17 protein-coding genes are annotated in these 15,944 nt (G+C 45.0%); 8 read left to right on the top strand and 9 right to left on the bottom strand.

The features are described 5' to 3' along the window. Positions 1 to 154 precede the first annotated feature (154 nt). Positions 155 to 556 (top strand): LytR/AlgR family response regulator transcription factor, encoded by a 402-nt coding sequence (locus tag GO755_RS27620; protein WP_157588555.1) that lies wholly within the window; start codon positions 155 to 157, stop codon positions 554 to 556. 239 nt (positions 557 to 795) lie between these two features. Continuing rightward, complete coding sequence (locus tag GO755_RS27615) at positions 796 to 1,197, top strand: LytR/AlgR family response regulator transcription factor (RefSeq protein WP_157588554.1); 402 nt, start codon at positions 796 to 798, stop codon at positions 1,195 to 1,197. Positions 1,198 to 1,859: 662 nt separating this feature from the next. On the opposite strand, the gene GO755_RS27610 is transcribed toward GO755_RS27615, so the two are convergent. From GO755_RS27610 to GO755_RS27590, 5 genes are all read right to left on the bottom strand, one after another. Beyond that, entirely contained in the window at positions 1,860 to 2,294 is a 435-nt protein-coding gene (locus tag GO755_RS27610; protein ID WP_157588553.1) for a response regulator, read from the bottom strand. A 74-nt stretch (positions 2,295 to 2,368) separates the two neighbouring features. Continuing rightward, positions 2,369 to 2,803 carry a response regulator gene (locus GO755_RS27605; protein ID WP_157588552.1) on the bottom strand — a complete coding sequence of 145 codons (435 nt, stop codon included), beginning with the start codon at positions 2,801 to 2,803 and terminating at the stop codon, positions 2,369 to 2,371. 122 nt (positions 2,804 to 2,925) lie between these two features. Continuing rightward, on the bottom strand, positions 2,926 to 3,123 hold the full coding sequence (locus tag GO755_RS27600; RefSeq protein WP_157588551.1) for a helix-turn-helix domain-containing protein: 198 nt from the start codon (positions 3,121 to 3,123) through the stop codon (positions 2,926 to 2,928). A gap of 570 nt (positions 3,124 to 3,693) precedes the next feature. After that, positions 3,694 to 3,909, bottom strand: coding sequence for a hypothetical protein (locus GO755_RS27595; RefSeq protein WP_157588550.1), 216 nt, complete (start codon positions 3,907 to 3,909; stop codon positions 3,694 to 3,696). 730 nt (positions 3,910 to 4,639) lie between these two features. Next, positions 4,640 to 5,044 (bottom strand): response regulator, encoded by a 405-nt coding sequence (locus GO755_RS27590; RefSeq protein ID WP_317165969.1) that lies wholly within the window; start codon positions 5,042 to 5,044, stop codon positions 4,640 to 4,642. Between the two features lie 1,352 nt (positions 5,045 to 6,396). Here GO755_RS27590 and GO755_RS27585 point away from each other — a divergent pair. Both GO755_RS27585 and GO755_RS27580 read left to right on the top strand, forming a co-directional pair. Further along, a complete protein-coding gene (locus GO755_RS27585) occupies positions 6,397 to 6,627 on the top strand; it encodes a hypothetical protein (RefSeq protein WP_157588548.1) in 231 nt (76 codons plus the stop codon). Positions 6,628 to 6,714: 87 nt separating this feature from the next. Beyond that, positions 6,715 to 6,933, top strand: a complete 219-nt coding sequence (locus GO755_RS27580) for a hypothetical protein (RefSeq protein WP_157588547.1) — start codon at positions 6,715 to 6,717, stop codon at positions 6,931 to 6,933. Between the two features lie 450 nt (positions 6,934 to 7,383). On the opposite strand, the gene GO755_RS27575 is transcribed toward GO755_RS27580, so the two are convergent. Beyond that, entirely contained in the window at positions 7,384 to 7,557 is a 174-nt protein-coding gene (locus tag GO755_RS27575; protein WP_157588546.1) for a hypothetical protein, read from the bottom strand. A 934-nt stretch (positions 7,558 to 8,491) separates the two neighbouring features. On the opposite strand from GO755_RS27575, the gene GO755_RS27570 reads away from it, so the two are divergent. Together GO755_RS27570 and GO755_RS27565 are read left to right on the top strand one after the other, a co-directional pair. After that, positions 8,492 to 8,701, top strand: coding sequence for a hypothetical protein (locus GO755_RS27570; RefSeq protein WP_157588545.1), 210 nt, complete (start codon positions 8,492 to 8,494; stop codon positions 8,699 to 8,701). A gap of 721 nt (positions 8,702 to 9,422) precedes the next feature. Further along, positions 9,423 to 9,746, top strand: coding sequence for a hypothetical protein (locus GO755_RS27565; protein ID WP_157588544.1), 324 nt, complete (start codon positions 9,423 to 9,425; stop codon positions 9,744 to 9,746). Between the two features lie 219 nt (positions 9,747 to 9,965). On the opposite strand, the gene GO755_RS27560 is transcribed toward GO755_RS27565, so the two are convergent. Next, positions 9,966 to 10,319 carry a hypothetical protein gene (locus tag GO755_RS27560; RefSeq protein WP_157588543.1) on the bottom strand — a complete coding sequence of 118 codons (354 nt, stop codon included), beginning with the start codon at positions 10,317 to 10,319 and terminating at the stop codon, positions 9,966 to 9,968. 661 nt (positions 10,320 to 10,980) lie between these two features. On the opposite strand from GO755_RS27560, the gene GO755_RS27555 reads away from it, so the two are divergent. Then, complete coding sequence (locus GO755_RS27555; protein ID WP_157588542.1) at positions 10,981 to 11,535, top strand: RNA polymerase sigma factor; 555 nt, start codon at positions 10,981 to 10,983, stop codon at positions 11,533 to 11,535. 277 nt (positions 11,536 to 11,812) lie between these two features. Here GO755_RS27555 and GO755_RS27550 read toward each other — a convergent pair whose 3' ends face one another. Next, entirely contained in the window at positions 11,813 to 12,538 is a 726-nt protein-coding gene (locus tag GO755_RS27550; protein WP_157588541.1) for a DUF72 domain-containing protein, read from the bottom strand. 141 nt (positions 12,539 to 12,679) lie between these two features. Then, positions 12,680 to 14,317, bottom strand: a complete 1,638-nt coding sequence (locus tag GO755_RS27545) for a Na+/H+ antiporter (protein ID WP_157588540.1) — start codon at positions 14,315 to 14,317, stop codon at positions 12,680 to 12,682. A gap of 723 nt (positions 14,318 to 15,040) precedes the next feature. Here GO755_RS27545 and GO755_RS27540 point away from each other — a divergent pair. Beyond that, entirely contained in the window at positions 15,041 to 15,805 is a 765-nt protein-coding gene (locus GO755_RS27540; RefSeq protein ID WP_157588539.1) for a YoaK family protein, read from the top strand. Positions 15,806 to 15,944 lie beyond the last annotated feature (139 nt).

Here is a 15,944-nt window from a genome sequence, read left to right as displayed (position 1 = left end):
AAGCCACAAAGGCACTTTTTTATGGCCATCTAACTACGTAGGACCCTGCTTGTTCACCTCGGTAGACTGCTCCTGGACAAGGGTTAAAATGTAATTGGATTATTAGTTCTATACTTATAGGACCCTAGACTACTTATTGCCTACCTCTTTTTTTATGAAACGATCAGACGCAGTTCCGCTGCTACACAAGTTTGATGTCTCCCAGATACTGTATTTAATCGGGGATATTAATTACAGCACGGTATACCTCCTGGATGGCCAGGCCATTGTTACCAGCCGGACCCTAAAATGGTACAGTGAGCGGTGGCCCCAGTTACTACGCGTTCACAAAGGCAGCCTGGTTAACCCCGAGCAGATTCATAGCTGTATTGTGGTTTCTTCTGAGGTATCTCACCTGATTATGCGCGATGGCGCTCGTCTTCTCATTGGCCGCAGGCGAATTAAAACCGTTACCTACCAACTAGGCATTACCTTGCCCAAATTTTCCGCCAGCAGTACCTATGTGATTAATCCGGAATGGGCTGCCTTTATAGCAGTCCAAGTCCAGATTGCCTAGCCCCTTAAGCAGAAACTAATAATGAGTCTTTACAGCTTGCAAAGACGCTTTTTGGGGTCAGGTGAAACTTATCAAGTCGGCTTTTGCATTTGCTGGGGATTCTATTTGTCCTGTTATTGGAGTATCAGGAGATTCTTTGTTACTGAAACTTTAAAATTATGAATTATAAAGGTAGTCTTATTAATTTTGACTAACTATATGGCGATCTAGGTTTTCCACTCCTTTCAAGTATACCTATTATGAAGCGATCAGACGCTGCTCAAGTCCAGCATAAGTTTGACCCAAAGGATATCCTCTATTTAACTGGAGACGCTAATTATAGCACTGTGTATTTACGGAATGGCCAGGCTATTTTAACCAGCCGGACCCTAAAATGGTACTGTGAGCGGTGGCCTCAGTTTCTACGCGCTCACAAAGGCAATCTGGTTAACCCAGCTCATATTCACAGTTGTATTGTGGTTTCCTCTATCGAAGCCCACCTCGTGATGAATAACGGCGCCCGACTTGCTGTTGGCCGCAGACGAATTAATGAAGTGGTTGATCAGCTTGGGATTGCCTTATCCAAATATTCTGGTATAAATACGCACATGATCAAACCGGACTGGCGTTCGTTTGCTCTAGCCCAAGTCCAGCTTGCCTGACCACAGCTTGACTCTATCTATTCTGAAAAGGCGGTGTTGTCTCCCCGTTTCTGCGATCGTAATGGCCAGAAAATTCTCCTTGAATGGGTAATTAAGCAGCGGGTTAGAACAGCACTGCCTTTTTGATTGGGCAATATCTTCTCAAGCAAAAGTAAATTGTGCTAGACGGAAGAAACTACAAAAAAGCATAACCGATCTGCTTAAGTTACATTCAATTAGTAGCGACCTTCGCAACTACTTGAACTGCCTTGATAACTTCATATCTTCTGAGACAATTGGGAGAAGATCATCTAAATACTAAAAATGTCCGCTTATGGCGGTTTGCGTTGTAATATGCCATTTCGTCCTTTTCTACTTAAAGTACGAAAGTAAGCATTTATTTGAGCTCTCCCCTTCCCTGAAACTTAACCTTTGGGCATTTCCCGATAACTATATATTCGTATTTCCTTTAATGGTACGGTAATTCAGGATCCCGAATTAGTGTACCAAAGGAAAGAGCCACAGTGGAAGAATTCATCGACAGCCTGATTGCTTAATTAAAAAACTGCTTGCAATATAAGCACTCCATAGCTAAAAATAATAAGTATTATAACGGGAAGTTATAACTAAAAAAGAAACCATTAACAAGGTAGGGGAATTTATAAATCGCTTGTCGCGGTTTGCTAAGACTGTATAGTTGTAGGCAGGATGGTTGTGTCATGCCAGTAAGAACGCAGAGCAGTCACATACGTACGCCACCCCTGCAAATCATCGGGCTTCCGTGTATAGGCTACTGCTCCTTTTTCATACGCCTGCTTAACGACAGGTGGCTCCGTAGAGGAGGTCAGCATAACGATGGGAGTCTTGCCCCTTAAGCGGTCATTGAGTTGAGGAATCAAGTCCAATCCATTAACGGAAGTGCCTAAATCAATATCTAACAGAATTAACTGCGGGATTTTATCGGGCTTCTTGTCTAAATGATCAAGTGTTTCTTGGGCTGACCTGGCATTAATAAACGTAGCTTCCGGGAATAGCTGACTGGCTACCCATTCCAGTAGCTCGCAGATGGGGGGCTCATCATCCACTACTAAGATTTCAAAGGATTTAGCGTCTGGCATAGGGGATGACTGTTTAGACAAAGTAGAGCTTAACAAGCTGATTAGCTGTAGTGTTCTATGAATCAACCGGAAAATTACCCGCCGAAATATAATCTGGGTACTGTTGCGGTTAAAAACCAGAAAGTTCGCAGGTCATTAACGTAAGCTTTCCAATCCCCATAATCAAACGGCTTGATCGTGAACGCATTAGCTCCTCGTCTGTAGGCTTCTAACGCTAATGCCTTACTAGTTATGCCTGTTAGAATGATAATAGGCACTAAGCAAACAACGGGGTGCTTTCGCATTTGAGTTAAAAATTCTAACCCACCTGGTTCAGTCTGGAGGTTTACATCTAACAGGACTATGTTTGGCCCTAGTCCTTCCAGATCATCCAGATATCTGGAAGCTTCTGTAAAATTGTTGACCTGTACATAGTGGACTTCGGGAAATGATTGACTAGAAACCCGTTTTAGGATGTCGGCAACATCCGGATTATCATCGACCAGCAATATGGTAAATTGAGCAGGCATTGAACCAATTAAGTAAACGCAGAGTGGCAAATATAAAAGTTTATGTATAGGCTCTATAAAGATCTTTAAGCCATTTTCTCTTCTTTTCAAGCAAAGGATTTAGGGATTGCTGGGAAAAAATATCAATTAAAATCAATCACTAGCGTACAGCCAATTGCTTTAGCAACCCGCTCAAGTGTAGATATTGAAGGAGGTGTTTGTCGCCTTTCAAATTTATTAACGGCTGCGGCTGAGATACCTAGCCGTTCACTTAGTTCTTTTTGGGTCAAGCCCGCTTTTAGTCGAGCTTCCTTAATCTTTTGACCTATAACATGCCCCATTGCAGACGGTGCCAGTAAGTTAATACGATAAAACTATAATAATTTTACTTAACTTTTTTGTCATTCTCCTCACAAATTTCGATCCAGGTCGGCATTTCACATTTACCCACACTACTACGCGCTTAAGCGAGCTATTTTAGATTTAAAAGAATACATCGCTAAGGTTATATGATTTTTATTCCCCCTCAACAGGGTTTAGGGTTGGTCTTTTCTCACCTACAAAATCCTGTTGTTGACCATCCAACTGGGGTCATTCACAACATTTGCTTCAATTAGTAACTGAACCTATGTTACTTTTGGCTACTTGTTCACAGGCAACTTTCTCTTTTTAACCTCAAAGCCCCTGACCAGCCATGGCAGGGGCTTTTCCATTGCACTTAGTTTCTGCAACAAATATGTCTTCAGTGAGTAATAGAGGCCAGTGATAATTTTTAAGTAAGGCAAACAGACGCCACCTGCTTAGGTGGCGTCTGTTTAGTTGACTACTTTATCTACAAACTCCTGTCATTGACAGCCAGACCCCGGCCATTCACAACATATAATTGAGAAGGTTTTGGCCTTACTTTTCGGTTAGTTAATCATGACTAATCTTTCCACCATGCATAAATCCTTGATCAGGCGCAACGTCTTAAGGCTGGACGTATTGCCGTTTTTAGCCCCAAGCATAGCCAGAGTTATACAGTTTCGCAGGGTTTTGGAATTGGTCCAATGGAAGGAGTACTGGGTTGGTTGAGGTCGTTGTTGGGACCCGTAGAAGTCAAGAAGTTCGTCAAGATCACGCATCATAATTAGTATCTTGTTTTAACTATAGGCTTACATTAAATATGTTAATATTTTACAATATAAAGTTAGGCAATACTACTTATACTAAAAAACTACAATGTGGTAACAAAAAAATGCTGGCGCTATTAGTAGTACCAGCATTTAGATCTAACCCATAAGAACTCGCCTAAGTAGACGATCAACATGCAAATCGTTTGTTAAGGCCAACTGTTAATTAATTTACTAGTCGGTAACTTTGAATAAACATAATGCGCTTTTAGTGACAAAAATTGGTAACAGGGTGACGGTCCCACTGCCTTACTATTCAATTCAGTAGATAACAAACAGAATCGGTGCTTGTATACCATTTGTAACTGAAGTTGTTACGGTGAGAATCCTGACAGCCGTTAGCTACTTAGAGGACGGCTGTTTTTTATTGTTACCTAAACGTGATTTTTTTACTTAACAAGGCCGTCTATTAATTAGTAATAGCAGAATATTTTGACTATTTTATTGTCGGTTGTAAGCCAATCGTTTCGGTAGATTACAAACATATATAGGTTAGATGAAACGTTGGCGCTACTGGCCCCAACGTTTTTTGTGTCCAAACTGCACCTTTAACGTCTCAAGAGTACTTTTCCCCTTTAGCCCATAAATTTGACCTCCCCAGTTAAAGTACGGGGGATTCTTGCTTCAACGTCGAACTACCGGTCCAACTCCCGCTTACCGAGTTGGCAAAGCAAGTACGTAGGTATTAAGTTAACTCCCAGTTCTTGCTTAATGCCTGTGCCATCTCACGCAATTGCTCATAGGTAAGCGGCTTGGTCAAAAACTGATTCGCTCCTAAACGGAAAGAACGCTTCCGGTCGTCTTCATTCGAAGATGTAGTCAGCATGACAACGGGCAGATCGGTATAAGAATAAAGGTTTCGCAACTCCTGCAGGGTCTCAAACCCATCCTTACGAGGCATATTAATATCCAACAGAATTAGTCGGGGTACTTCAATACAGTCAGCCAGCATGGGTAGTAGTTCTTCCCCATCACTTAGAGAAAGCACACTAATGGGAGGCTCTCCATCCCAAAAGGCGGAGCGAATAAATTGTTGATCGTCTTCGTCGTCGTCAACAATCCAAACAGTTGGGGATAGAGGTGATGGCACGGGATGAAGTAGGAAGTGGGGGATACAGGCAATGTTACTGATTGGATGAGTAATAAACAAGTACCAACTTATTGGTTGGTTTAGTATTTAACGTGATTATAATTCGTAAAAACTAAGTTGGTCGAAAGCGGTTAATCACTCAGAGTCAAGGCCCTAGTTCGAGAATTTGACGTTTAAATGCGGCCTACATTTTGCCAATTTCTCTACTCAACAACCCCTGAAGTATACTATTTTAGTAGTCGACGATGACGACGATTGACTTTATCCTGTTGCAGTGTCAACAGGAAAATTTGTCATTGGAAGAACAGCAGCCGAGTTGGTGGCCTCATTGAGCGTACACTTAGAGTATAGCCAGGTTGTCAATAAAGATCAAATCGTGCAGGAGCGTATTACCCGTGCTATGCAAGCTAAGTGGCTACACCTATTGCTTATAAAGCCGGAACTTATCGGAAACTGATTAGGGGAGCGCTTACGTATATCGCCTTGTGCCAGCTAGCGCAGTAATCGAGGTTAGCGATATTAACCAAGTAAAAATAAAGCTGCCCGGCTTCATTAGTTGGGCAGCTTGTTATATTTATGTGACTTTGAACCTCCAGATGGGTATCTACTAAACAATGATGACCCTACCAGAGCCAGCGTTAGAGACTTACCGTAACTGATTGTAGCCTGGCAATCCTGCGGCTTAGACGAAAAGGGAATAGTGAGCGTCATAAGAAAAAACACCAGCCTCATGCGAGACCGGCGTTTCTGGTTTGTTAACAAACACTTGTGTCTTACTTGACGGAAAGACAAGTAATTTTACTTAGTTCTAACATGGGTAATTAACTGATGGGTTGGGGAAGTTAAAGAATGTTGGGCCTATGGCGTACAATTTGCTAAGAGTAACTCAATTGAGAGCAATAAGGCCCAATCATTTTGTCAAACAAGCCCTCGTCTACATGGCAAAAGCTCCCTATAGAGTCTTTCCAGAAATCTCTTGGAACAGGCAAGTTGGCACTAATAACCCTGATCGGTTGCAGGGGAAAATAAAAAATAGTTGTTTATGCCTGCATTTCCTGCACTGAGAGCCATCCTTCCATAGACCTGTTTGGCTTATTTGCTATTTTCCTAAATTACTCTTAGGTTAGTCATTAGGCCATAGAAATACACTCATGAAGTAGCTAGCAAACCGACTGGCAGTAGAATGAATAAAGCCTGGGAGCGTAAAACCGAAATTTCATGTTAAAGCATCTCTAGTCTATAAAAACGCCTTGCAGCCCTTTATCCTTTATACCTGTTAGTTTAAAAATAGAAGGCGAAAAAGAGGAAAAAGCCTATAAACGCCATTTTAGCTATAAAAAGCCATGTATGATATGCGAGACCAGATACTGCATGAAATCGCTCTTACATGCCATGCTGAAGGCCTTACAGGTGATTTAACCAACCTACTCAATAAGCCACCACTCGTAATTGCGTCAAGTTTACAGCAATTACGAGTAAGTAATTTGATTGTGGGTATCGTAGCTAGTTGGGGCAAGGCGCTTACCGATAAGGAAGTATTGCAGATGCTGAAATCCATTAACGATAAAGGCGCTATACGATAACAAAGCTTTGCGAATGATCCACCAGGCTTTACCAATAAACAGGAAGGTCCGCTGGGCTCTTCCCACTACAAAGAGACGAAATTATATATGCCTATAATGGAAAGCGATGAAGAGCTCCGCCGGCGCAAGGCAATTACCGAATTTATGCCTCGTTGGCTGAAAGAAAAACAGGCCGCCTTTACCCCAGAAGAAGAACGCGAGTTTGCGACAATAATGGAAAAATTTATCCAAGATAACCCCGACCTGAGTATGCTTCAGTACTTCATGTGGGCTAAGACCCTACTCAAAGGCTGGATTCGACAGTAACGCTGCTTTTCAGAAATGACTCAAGCGTATGTACAGCACTGCGCAAAAGTTAAGGAGCACCGATACCGTCTGGACAACAGGACCTAACTTACTAGTGACCTGAGTCAGCTTCAGGGTGGGTGGACATTCAGCAAGTAGTTACTTTAGCCATAAAGGCCAGTACCTAGTAATAGTGATATACTATAGAAAACGCCAATTCCAACGAGGCTGGCGTTTTGATCTTATCCAACCTAATTCATAACTGTACCTGGCTATCTATAGTACGAGAAATCGATAGTAATGGGCTATTGGGCGACCAAACACCTCCGGCAAAAAGGTGAATAAATTACCGCTACTGACCCGAACGTCTTTCAGGATTGATTAGCTAGAGAATTACTCTTCAAGGGTTGTATTCAGATCGCTTCGGCTTTAGGGTAGCCTGATTTGTTGCTGGGTGAGTAGTAAGTCCTACTACAGACCAAATCGTATAGGCTTGCCGTCGGCAATCTTCTTGATCCGATCGGGTGAAATGGTTCTAACGATGCCACTTCCGTCGAGCTTGATCCTGACTTGGCCACTACGGTGCCTCCTCAACACGGTCGCTTTATCCTCGCCCCGGTGGAAGCCATTTACGATGCGTTCCACATTAACCCTGTCGCCAGAGGAAATAACTGGATTCATACGAATGAAACAGACAAAAGTAGGGATGGTTTAACAGTAGTTTAGACTCCCCTGTCACTTTGCCTTCTTTCCTGACTCCCGTACTCTTCTAGCTTAACCTGCGCAACCTGACGATTGGGTTGCGCTTTTTTGGGCGCTGCAGCTAGGCTGAAGGCTGTATGGCTTAAAAATACAGTTCTGCTAACAGTCGCCAGTGCTTACTAAAAAATAAAAAGATGTTTTACCGCCTGCACTTCCTACACGAAGGATTCACTTACGGAAGGCCCTCAAGAGAGTATGATCAACCCGGCAACAAGGGCAGACATGAGGGCCAGCGTGAAAACGATATAGTTGAGCAGAACAGAATGGCGCTTTTGGGTTTTCATGATCAGTAAGCCACTTAAATACAGTTTATACCTTAGACTCTATTTCACAAAAGGGTCACTAATTATTTACTAAAAGGAAAAATAATAAACAAATAGCTGGCTCATATTCTTCAGCGACCATTCAAGATAAATCCTATGACCCTTAGTAGGAGGCAATGAACCACCCCTACGACAAGTGGCTTTGTCAGCAGGTCCAGCAGTTGGCTGATTTGCTTGACCTCCACCTGGAGTTGGTCCCAGAGAAGCTACGGCCTCAACAGCGTTTACAAGAGCTACACAATCAGCCTGAAAAGACATTGGCAGCCTTAAACTGAGGATTAACTTGGCGGTGGTACTACTAAAAAACCAGCTTATAAGATCGCTCAATAACAAGTCAGGCCACCTCAATCTGAGGTGACCTGCCCTAATTCTGTTTTATGAAATCCATAGGCATACGTTAACCGGGTAACGAGCAAAAGGTTTGGGCAAAACACGTAACGAACTGATATATTACTGAACTTTTTTTGTATCTTTCCCTAGCCAAGTCTCTCTGTATGAACCTTATCTTTTCTGCCGGTGATCGCGTCAGTGTGACCAATACCGTGAAAGGCTTCTTGCGGAGCCGTAGTGAAGCGGTCGTGCTTCGCAGTACGAGCAATGGGGGACTCACCGTTAAACTCGACGGAAGCGGTATCGTCAAAACCGTTGCTTCAACAGGGGTCAGGAAGCTAGCTGATAGATCTGATCCCTCGTCAGGAGCGTAACCAAGTGAGCTAACCAGGGTAAGTTGGTACCAAGTGCAATTGACCTTACTAGCTAGCGGCAACGGTAATCTCCCCCAAGTCAATACCCAGCTTGCGAAGTACTTCTAAAACCAGCAACCCATCCTGGCGGGTGAACTTGCGGCCATATACGTTATGCAGCCTAATGATTAAATAGCGCCTTGCCCCAGGCTTTCTGGACCCCATCAACCGGGGTACACCCCCTGATAGAGTGGCTGACTGGTTAAGAGAAACTTTTTGATAGCGATGGGACAAAGATGCAACTAGGGCAGTCAAAAGACAACTAGAATCTAGGCCGGATCGTGAAGTAATGGTCTTCACCAGGGGAGAATTTGTTTCTCATTTGACATTATTGAGTATTCCTTGTAGGTTGTAGAGGACTAAGCCTATGCCACGTACCTTTTCTAAAAGCAAGCCTTTATGCCCACTCCTACTGAACGGCGGCTACGGCCTATTCTAATCATGGTCCTGGTCTTGTGTTCCATCAGCCTGATCATGCTGTATTATCTAGCGGTAAAAAATTGACCTTCACGGGCTGCACTCTTGCAGTAGATGCGCCAGAAGCACGCCATCCATTTAACCCATTGGCCAGGGCTACACGAAGCCAGTCCGTTCGGCAAAGGCTCGTCAAAAAAGTACCAACAAGGACCAATAGCACTTATTGATTCCAAATCATCTAGTAGACCCTTAGCTAACCCATAACATGACTAACCCTCCTTTGTCTCGCATCGAACGGTTGCAACTGCAAGCCCGGCAGATCCAGCAATTCACCCCCCATTCATCCCCTATTCTAGTCGCTGAAAGCTTCGCCGAATTTCGGCGGCTCCTGCTGGAGGTAGTTGAGCCAAGCCCACTCTTAGCGCCCGTTACCGAGCAGGACTGGGCGCGCATCACCCACTACACGATGGCCTCGACACTAATTGAAATCCGGGCTAAGCCAGACCTGGCAGCCTTTTTAGGCGGAGAAGGATCTGCCCTGGCCGACTTGCAGGCTAAAGTGGCCCAAAGCATAAAGTTATTGGCCTGATCCTCTTCCTGTCGCCCATAAACTAGCCCCAGGAGGGTTGTTACCCCAACCATTAATCATAGGTAGCTGCCCGACTAGCCAAGCTGCTTTCTGATTAAAGCGTTTAATCCGACGAAAAAATTGGTGTTTGTCCCTGCATGCCCATCCGTAAAGAGCCTGGGAGTTACTTTTGTATAATCAGAACGACAACCTAGGTGATCAGCGGGCAGCCGTAAAAAACTACTTGGGGAACAGGTCAACTAGCAGCAAGAAGGCCTGCTGATTTAAGTGGGTTAGGTGCTTTGTGTGAGTGGCTAGCTTTTGATTGAATGGCTTTTCATGGGCAGACGTATGGGGGGAGCGATCCATATCCTGAAAAAGCAGTTGCAACTCCGCTTCCATGCTCATCCGTAGGGCCATTAGCGTCTCTGGTGGGTAACCGCTGTTTATCCCCGGCTCGCCGTGAAGACAAGCCGCCACTTGATGATAGGAGTCATAAAACGTAGCGAGCGATGCTACCCAATCGGCCACTACAGTTCGGTCGTCCAAGTGCTGGGATGGGGGTCGTTGGCGGCTGAGGAATTTAGTATCCATGAGTGGATATGCGTAAAGGGTGTCGCCTTAGAAGTTCGGCGTATTCAAACGTAAAAAGCAGCTGACCAAACCTGTTCACCAATAGGGAGCCCCCCTAAGTCAGGTTGCGTTGACGGGCAAACCCTATACCAACGGGTATAGCGAGCCAATTGGGTAAGTCTTGATTGGTCACGCTGAGCAAAGGTCAGCGGTGATGGTTAGGATTGGCCAGCCTTTTAGCCGCTACAGATTTAGTGAAACGACTCCTTTTTAGACCGGAATAGGTCGAAAAAGTAACGGTCAAAGCCGAACTCGTTTGGTTTTAGTAACCTGAGTAAAATTCCTGGACCTCCGCTTGTTTGTGGCTGCTTCCTAACTCCTCTCCAGGCACCTACCCGCTAGGGTGAACTAGTCAGTTACGCTGTCTGGCCTCTAGAACTCATTAATTAAGACTAGACTTGTCAAAGCGCTAAGTCAGCAGCGGATAGATCAATACGCTGCTAGCTCCTTGAGTAGATTTACTCAAGGAGCTAGCTATTCTTGACAAGGATAGCCCAAATTAAGTCTACCGTCTAGTAGATTAATTGTGTCTTTAGTATTCGATTTGAATCTAAAGTATATAATAAACACCTTTTTATTTAATCATACATGATAGTTTAAACTTGTAACAGTTCCTTTATTCATGTACGCTTCCTTATCGGACGAAGAAACCATTCGTCAATTATTGCCTAACCAACCCAATCAGTGCTTCGAAACCCTGTATAACCGATACGTTAATAAGGTCTATAAACGGTGCCTTTCGATGACCAAAGATGCCGATCAGGCGCAGGATTTTACCCAAGACATCTTTCTAAAAGTATTTCATAAGCTGGATGCCTTTCAGGAACGATCTACTTTTTCGACCTGGCTCTATTCAATTTCCTATAACTATTGTGCCGATCAACTCCGGCTAGCCAAACGGTTGCCCACCACCAGTTGGGAAGAAGCAGGTATGGACCACCATACAACTGATGTAGCGGACAGCCAGTTGCACGAAGAAGCACTCCAGGTTGTCCAACAGGCCATGACTGCGCTGTCGGTCGAGGAACGGGCGTTGCTGCGCTTGAAGTACGAGGATGGCATGAGTATTGAGGAACTGGCCCAGTTGTACGAAATCAAACCGAGTGCGGTCAAGATGCGCCTGAAGCGAAGTCGGGAGAAGGTAAGGAGTCTGTGTGTTCAACCGTCTTTAAGTTGACTCGCTTGAGGTCAGCTTCCTACTTTGTTTAGCCTATACACTTTCACCATAGAGCTATTATCGAGCTTGACATAAGTTTAGCTGAAGGCCTCCAGGTTAATGCTGTTGCTTTTTATGAATTCGCTACCTTTTACTGGACAAAACAGTAAACGATCTAAAATTGGACACTACGTAAAGGTCATTTAACGACATGTCCCGTAAAGGATACCAAGTATACAGCTGACTGACCGGCTAAGTCGATCAACTTATGCGCTTGAAACGTCCAGGGGAACGTTCTCTATTGTATCAAATAACGGAGTGTTTCGGCATTCCGAACCGCATTCCCTCCCCCATCATTGTTGAAATAAACAAAGACCTCCTTGCCCATATCAACCCACTCCCTTAGCCGATGGGCCCACCAGCGCAGATCTGTATCCGAGTAGGAGCCCCCATACAGATGGTGGCGATCAGGCCCGTGCAGGCGTACATAAACAAAGGGAGCGGTTGCGCGCAGCATACAAGGTAAGTGCGCCCCACTCATAATGCAGTAAGCGACCTGATACTGTTCGAGCAAGCCAAAAATGGCTTCAGTATGCCAACTTATGTGCCGAAATTCGATGGCTACCCGCATCCAGACTGGAAGCTGTTTCAAAAAATAGGCAAGTCGCTCATAATCGTAGGAATGATTGGGGGAAAGCTGAACCAGCAGGACGGCTCGCTTGTCGCGCAGTTGGTGCCAGCAAGCTTGTATACGCTCGATCCAGCCTTCAGGGGCATAGAGTTTTTTGGCGTGAGTCAAGCCCCGGGGCGCTTTCACGGTTAACAGAAAGCCCTCCGGTAAACGTCGTCGCCAGCCGACAAACGTCGATTGCTTTGGCCAGCGGTAGAAACTACTGTTTAGCTCAACGGTCTGAAAGCGTTGCCCATAATGCTCTAGCCGGTCATGGACAGGGGTTCCATGGGGGTATAAAATGCCCTGCCAATGATCGTAGCTCCACCCGGAGGTACCAATGTGAATCTTCATACTGGATTGGTTAGGTTCAACTCGACACTAACTTAAACAGGATCTCGCTATCCCGTAAAAGAGAGCAAGGCCCGTAAATTCGTATGCCGAAAATTCGGTCATAAACCGGCTCTTGATTCCCTTGAACTGTAGGATCAGTCCCTACTCCCCAGCGGCTTGCTCCGAAGCATCCAGCCGGGCCATTTCCAGGTCTAATCGCCGTTCAGCCGTTCGTAACACCTCATCACTAAAGCGATTTTCCCGGGCCAGCTCCACCAGTAAGGACTGCTGGTATTCCCCCAAGGTTCGCTCAGCCGCCCGCATCTCACCCACTAACGAGCGTTCATTATCTGGGTTTATCCCGAATTCAGATTCCTGAAGTGTAGCGCCAAGTTCGTTGACTAACAGTTGATACCGCCGGGCAAGGGTTTGTTTCAAGGGACCGGGTAAGGCCATGGGAAAGTCATTTTCCAAATACCTTAATGCCCGGCTAGCCAGCAGCAACTCCAGTGCCTGATCTTCCCGCGCCTGGTCGTTCTGAGATTTTACGCCCAGCAGCTGGATCAGCAGGGGTAAAGTCAGCCCCTGGAGCACCAGGGTAGATAGGATAACCACGAAGGCCAAAAAGAGAATCAGGTTGCGCTGGGGGAACAATTCACCCCCTGCCAGCGAGAGCGGTAGGGCTAGTGCCGTCGCCAGGGAGATCACGCCCCGCGTGCCCGTCCAGGCCACAATCAGTACGTTTCGCCAATCCACTTGGTTGGGAGGTTTATCGGTGTCCGAACTACTGATGGTTGATTGCTCAGACCAACCTAACACTTTCGGGTAATACGAACTAAAAAACACCCAAAGAATTCGGATCACAATCGTGACGACGCTCACCACAACACTATATAAGGCCAGCTCACCAGTGGTATACCCGTGCAAGTCCGTCACAATAGTTGGAAGCTGTAAGCCAATCAGAATAAAGACCACCCCTTCCAGCAAAAAAATGGCGGTGTCCCAGACGGCCCGGGATTCCAGGCGCGCCTGGGGCGAAAACACTTCCGGGGTTCGACGCGTGATAACGAGCCCGGCGCTGACGACGGCCAGTATACCCGACGCGTGGACGTGTTCAGCGGCTAGGTAGGCTAGGTAAGGGGCCAGTAAGGTCAGGCTGGTTTGGATCGTTGCACTGGCGATTCGTTGGAGGGCTACCGTCATTAACCAACCTAGTAGCCCACCCAACAATAGCCCCCCGCCGGCCAGGATCAGAAATTGCAGACTGGCCTCCCAGAGTACGAAGCTGCCGGTCATCACGGCGGCTACGGCATATCGATAAGCCACCAGAGCGGAGGCATCGTTGAGCAGGCTTTCCCCTTCCAGAATGGCAATTACCCGTTTGTTGAGTCCTAAGCCTTTAATGATACTATTGGCGGCCACGGCGTCCGGGGGCGAGACAATAGCCCCCAACACGAAGGCCAGCGGCCAGCTAAAGCCTGGAATCACGTAATGGGCAGCCGCAGCGACGGCTGTTGTGGTGAAAAACACCAGCGTAACAGCTAAAGTGGTGATGGGTCGAATGGAGCGGGTAAACTCCTGCCAGGCCGTTTTGGAGGCCGCATCGTAGAGCAACGGGGGTAGAAAAATGACCAGTGCTACGTCGGGATCCAGAGCCAGGTTAGGCAGGAAAGGTACAAACCCAATCACTAAGCCCGTTCCCACCAGCAGAATTGGGTAAGGAAGTTTGATTTTGTCAGCGATGGCTGACAAGCCAATCAAGATGGCGAGGATAAAGATGACGGTTTGAAAGTTGGCCATGTGGGCTGAATAGTGTTTCCTTCCTCTATAACCGATTTTCCCGATTTATGGCCGCAACTGCCAGAGCTTCTTCAGTTTGGTCAATCCGGGATGTATATCTTTAGCTTTTGTGACTAGCTAGAACTATTGTATTGGGAGACGTCGGTTGTCACCTTCATTCTCAGCACGATGAGTAGAGCGGATTAATTTATTACTGAGTTTCAATGTCACTTATTCTGGCCTCCCGATTTTTGTTTTAAGCAATCTCGGAATCTGCCCCTTTTTCTTTACAAAATGAAGTTGGCCTGACCGGATAGCCAATTGATGGCTGTGATCATCATTAAGCAAAAAATTCAAAGGAACACCCCCTGTATCCTAGTTTTTATAATTTACTAAGGTAGATTATGCTTAACTTGGTGTCCAGTCAAATGTAGCTAGTCCACACTAACACTACCATGAATCACTAGACAATGTACGACCCAGGGATGCATACTGGGGCCGTCAAGAGTAAATCCTAGTGGAACGGCAAAAAATTAAAACAGTTATCGCTGTCGAAAAGCCGGAAAAATCATTTTTTTCAGCGTTTACAAAATACTTAAAAGTCTCTCTTCTCTTTTCACCTGCATCTGTCCACTTTCGGTTGATGATATACAATAATTGGGAGCTCCGTATAAATCGATTACGTTCAGTTAGCTATAATTTTAGGTCCCACCAAATCAAGTGACTACTTGATAACCTAACAGCATGTTCAGACATCAGGGAAAGGCTAGAATGTTAAGCCATAATAAAAAAATTGCTTCCTTACTGTCATTTGTCGCTGGAATAGTCAATGTGGCAGGCTTTTTATCGGTGCAGCGACTCACTACCAATGTAACCGGACACTTTGCCTTTTTTATTGATGAAATTTTTAAGCTTCACCTCGCTAATGGCCTTATCTTTTTTATCTATATTCTATTTTTCTTTTTGGGCTCATTTACCTCAAGCTTGCTTATCGAAATTATAACTAGAAAAAATGAACGCTTTATTTATATTATTCCGGCCCTACTTGAAAGCCTTATATTATATGCCATTGCCTTAGGGGGGCAAGCCTTACTTCAAGGGCACGCAGATTTTATAACTTATAGCCTATTGTTCGCCATGGGTTTACAAAACGCTTTGGTAACAAGAATCTCGGATGCTATGGTCCGTACAACCCATTTAACAGGCCTTTTTACGGACTTGGGTATCGAGTTATCTCAACTATTTTTTTATAAAATCAAAGAACAACGAGATAAACTAATTGCCACGATTAGACTTCGGCTAAGAATCATTATATACTTCTTTTTAGGAGGCATTGTCAGCGGACTTCTTTATTCCCATGCAGGCCTCTATGTTTTACTTTTACCAGCAACCTTGTTGGCAGTAGGCCTGCTTTATGACAGCATAAAATTCAAAATGATCAGTTGGAAACGCAAAAACAACTCAAGCGAAAAGGCGACTACTAACAAAAGATTCGATCTTGCCGACTAGTTAGTAGTTTTTGATAAGATTGATCCATTTAAGTACCAATATAATTGGCTATAGATATGATTTAGCCAGAATTTGTTTCCTTTTTTCGCTTTTAGGGATTTTATGAAGGTAACCAGTAAACTCGATAAGCTATCAGGTA

This window comes from Spirosoma arboris (assembly GCF_009754945.1).
Taxonomy (GTDB): Bacteria; Bacteroidota; Bacteroidia; order Cytophagales; family Spirosomataceae; genus Spirosoma; species Spirosoma arboris.
The sequence above is the reverse complement of the archived record's forward strand: the minus strand, read 5'-3'. Positions and strand labels throughout refer to the sequence as shown.

Coding starts and splice junctions, on each gene's coding strand:
- GO755_RS27620 (WP_157588555.1), top strand. CDS start 155: ATGAAACGATCAGACGCAGTTCCGCTGCTACACAAGTTTGATGTCTCC.
- GO755_RS27550 (WP_157588541.1), bottom strand. CDS start 12,538: ATGAAGATTCACATTGGTACCTCCGGGTGGAGCTACGATCATTGGCAG.
- GO755_RS27565 (WP_157588544.1), top strand. CDS start 9,423: ATGACTAACCCTCCTTTGTCTCGCATCGAACGGTTGCAACTGCAAGCC.
- GO755_RS27615 (WP_157588554.1), top strand. CDS start 796: ATGAAGCGATCAGACGCTGCTCAAGTCCAGCATAAGTTTGACCCAAAG.
- GO755_RS27555 (WP_157588542.1), top strand. CDS start 10,981: ATGTACGCTTCCTTATCGGACGAAGAAACCATTCGTCAATTATTGCCT.
- GO755_RS27600 (WP_157588551.1), bottom strand. CDS start 3,123: ATGGGGCATGTTATAGGTCAAAAGATTAAGGAAGCTCGACTAAAAGCG.
- GO755_RS27595 (WP_157588550.1), bottom strand. CDS start 3,909: ATGATGCGTGATCTTGACGAACTTCTTGACTTCTACGGGTCCCAACAA.
- GO755_RS27570 (WP_157588545.1), top strand. CDS start 8,492: ATGAACCTTATCTTTTCTGCCGGTGATCGCGTCAGTGTGACCAATACC.
- GO755_RS27605 (WP_157588552.1), bottom strand. CDS start 2,803: ATGCCTGCTCAATTTACCATATTGCTGGTCGATGATAATCCGGATGTT.
- GO755_RS27610 (WP_157588553.1), bottom strand. CDS start 2,294: ATGCCAGACGCTAAATCCTTTGAAATCTTAGTAGTGGATGATGAGCCC.
- GO755_RS27545 (WP_157588540.1), bottom strand. CDS start 14,317: ATGGCCAACTTTCAAACCGTCATCTTTATCCTCGCCATCTTGATTGGC.
- GO755_RS27585 (WP_157588548.1), top strand. CDS start 6,397: ATGCGAGACCAGATACTGCATGAAATCGCTCTTACATGCCATGCTGAA.
- GO755_RS27560 (WP_157588543.1), bottom strand. CDS start 10,319: ATGGATACTAAATTCCTCAGCCGCCAACGACCCCCATCCCAGCACTTG.
- GO755_RS27580 (WP_157588547.1), top strand. CDS start 6,715: ATGCCTATAATGGAAAGCGATGAAGAGCTCCGCCGGCGCAAGGCAATT.
- GO755_RS27540 (WP_157588539.1), top strand. CDS start 15,041: ATGTTCAGACATCAGGGAAAGGCTAGAATGTTAAGCCATAATAAAAAA.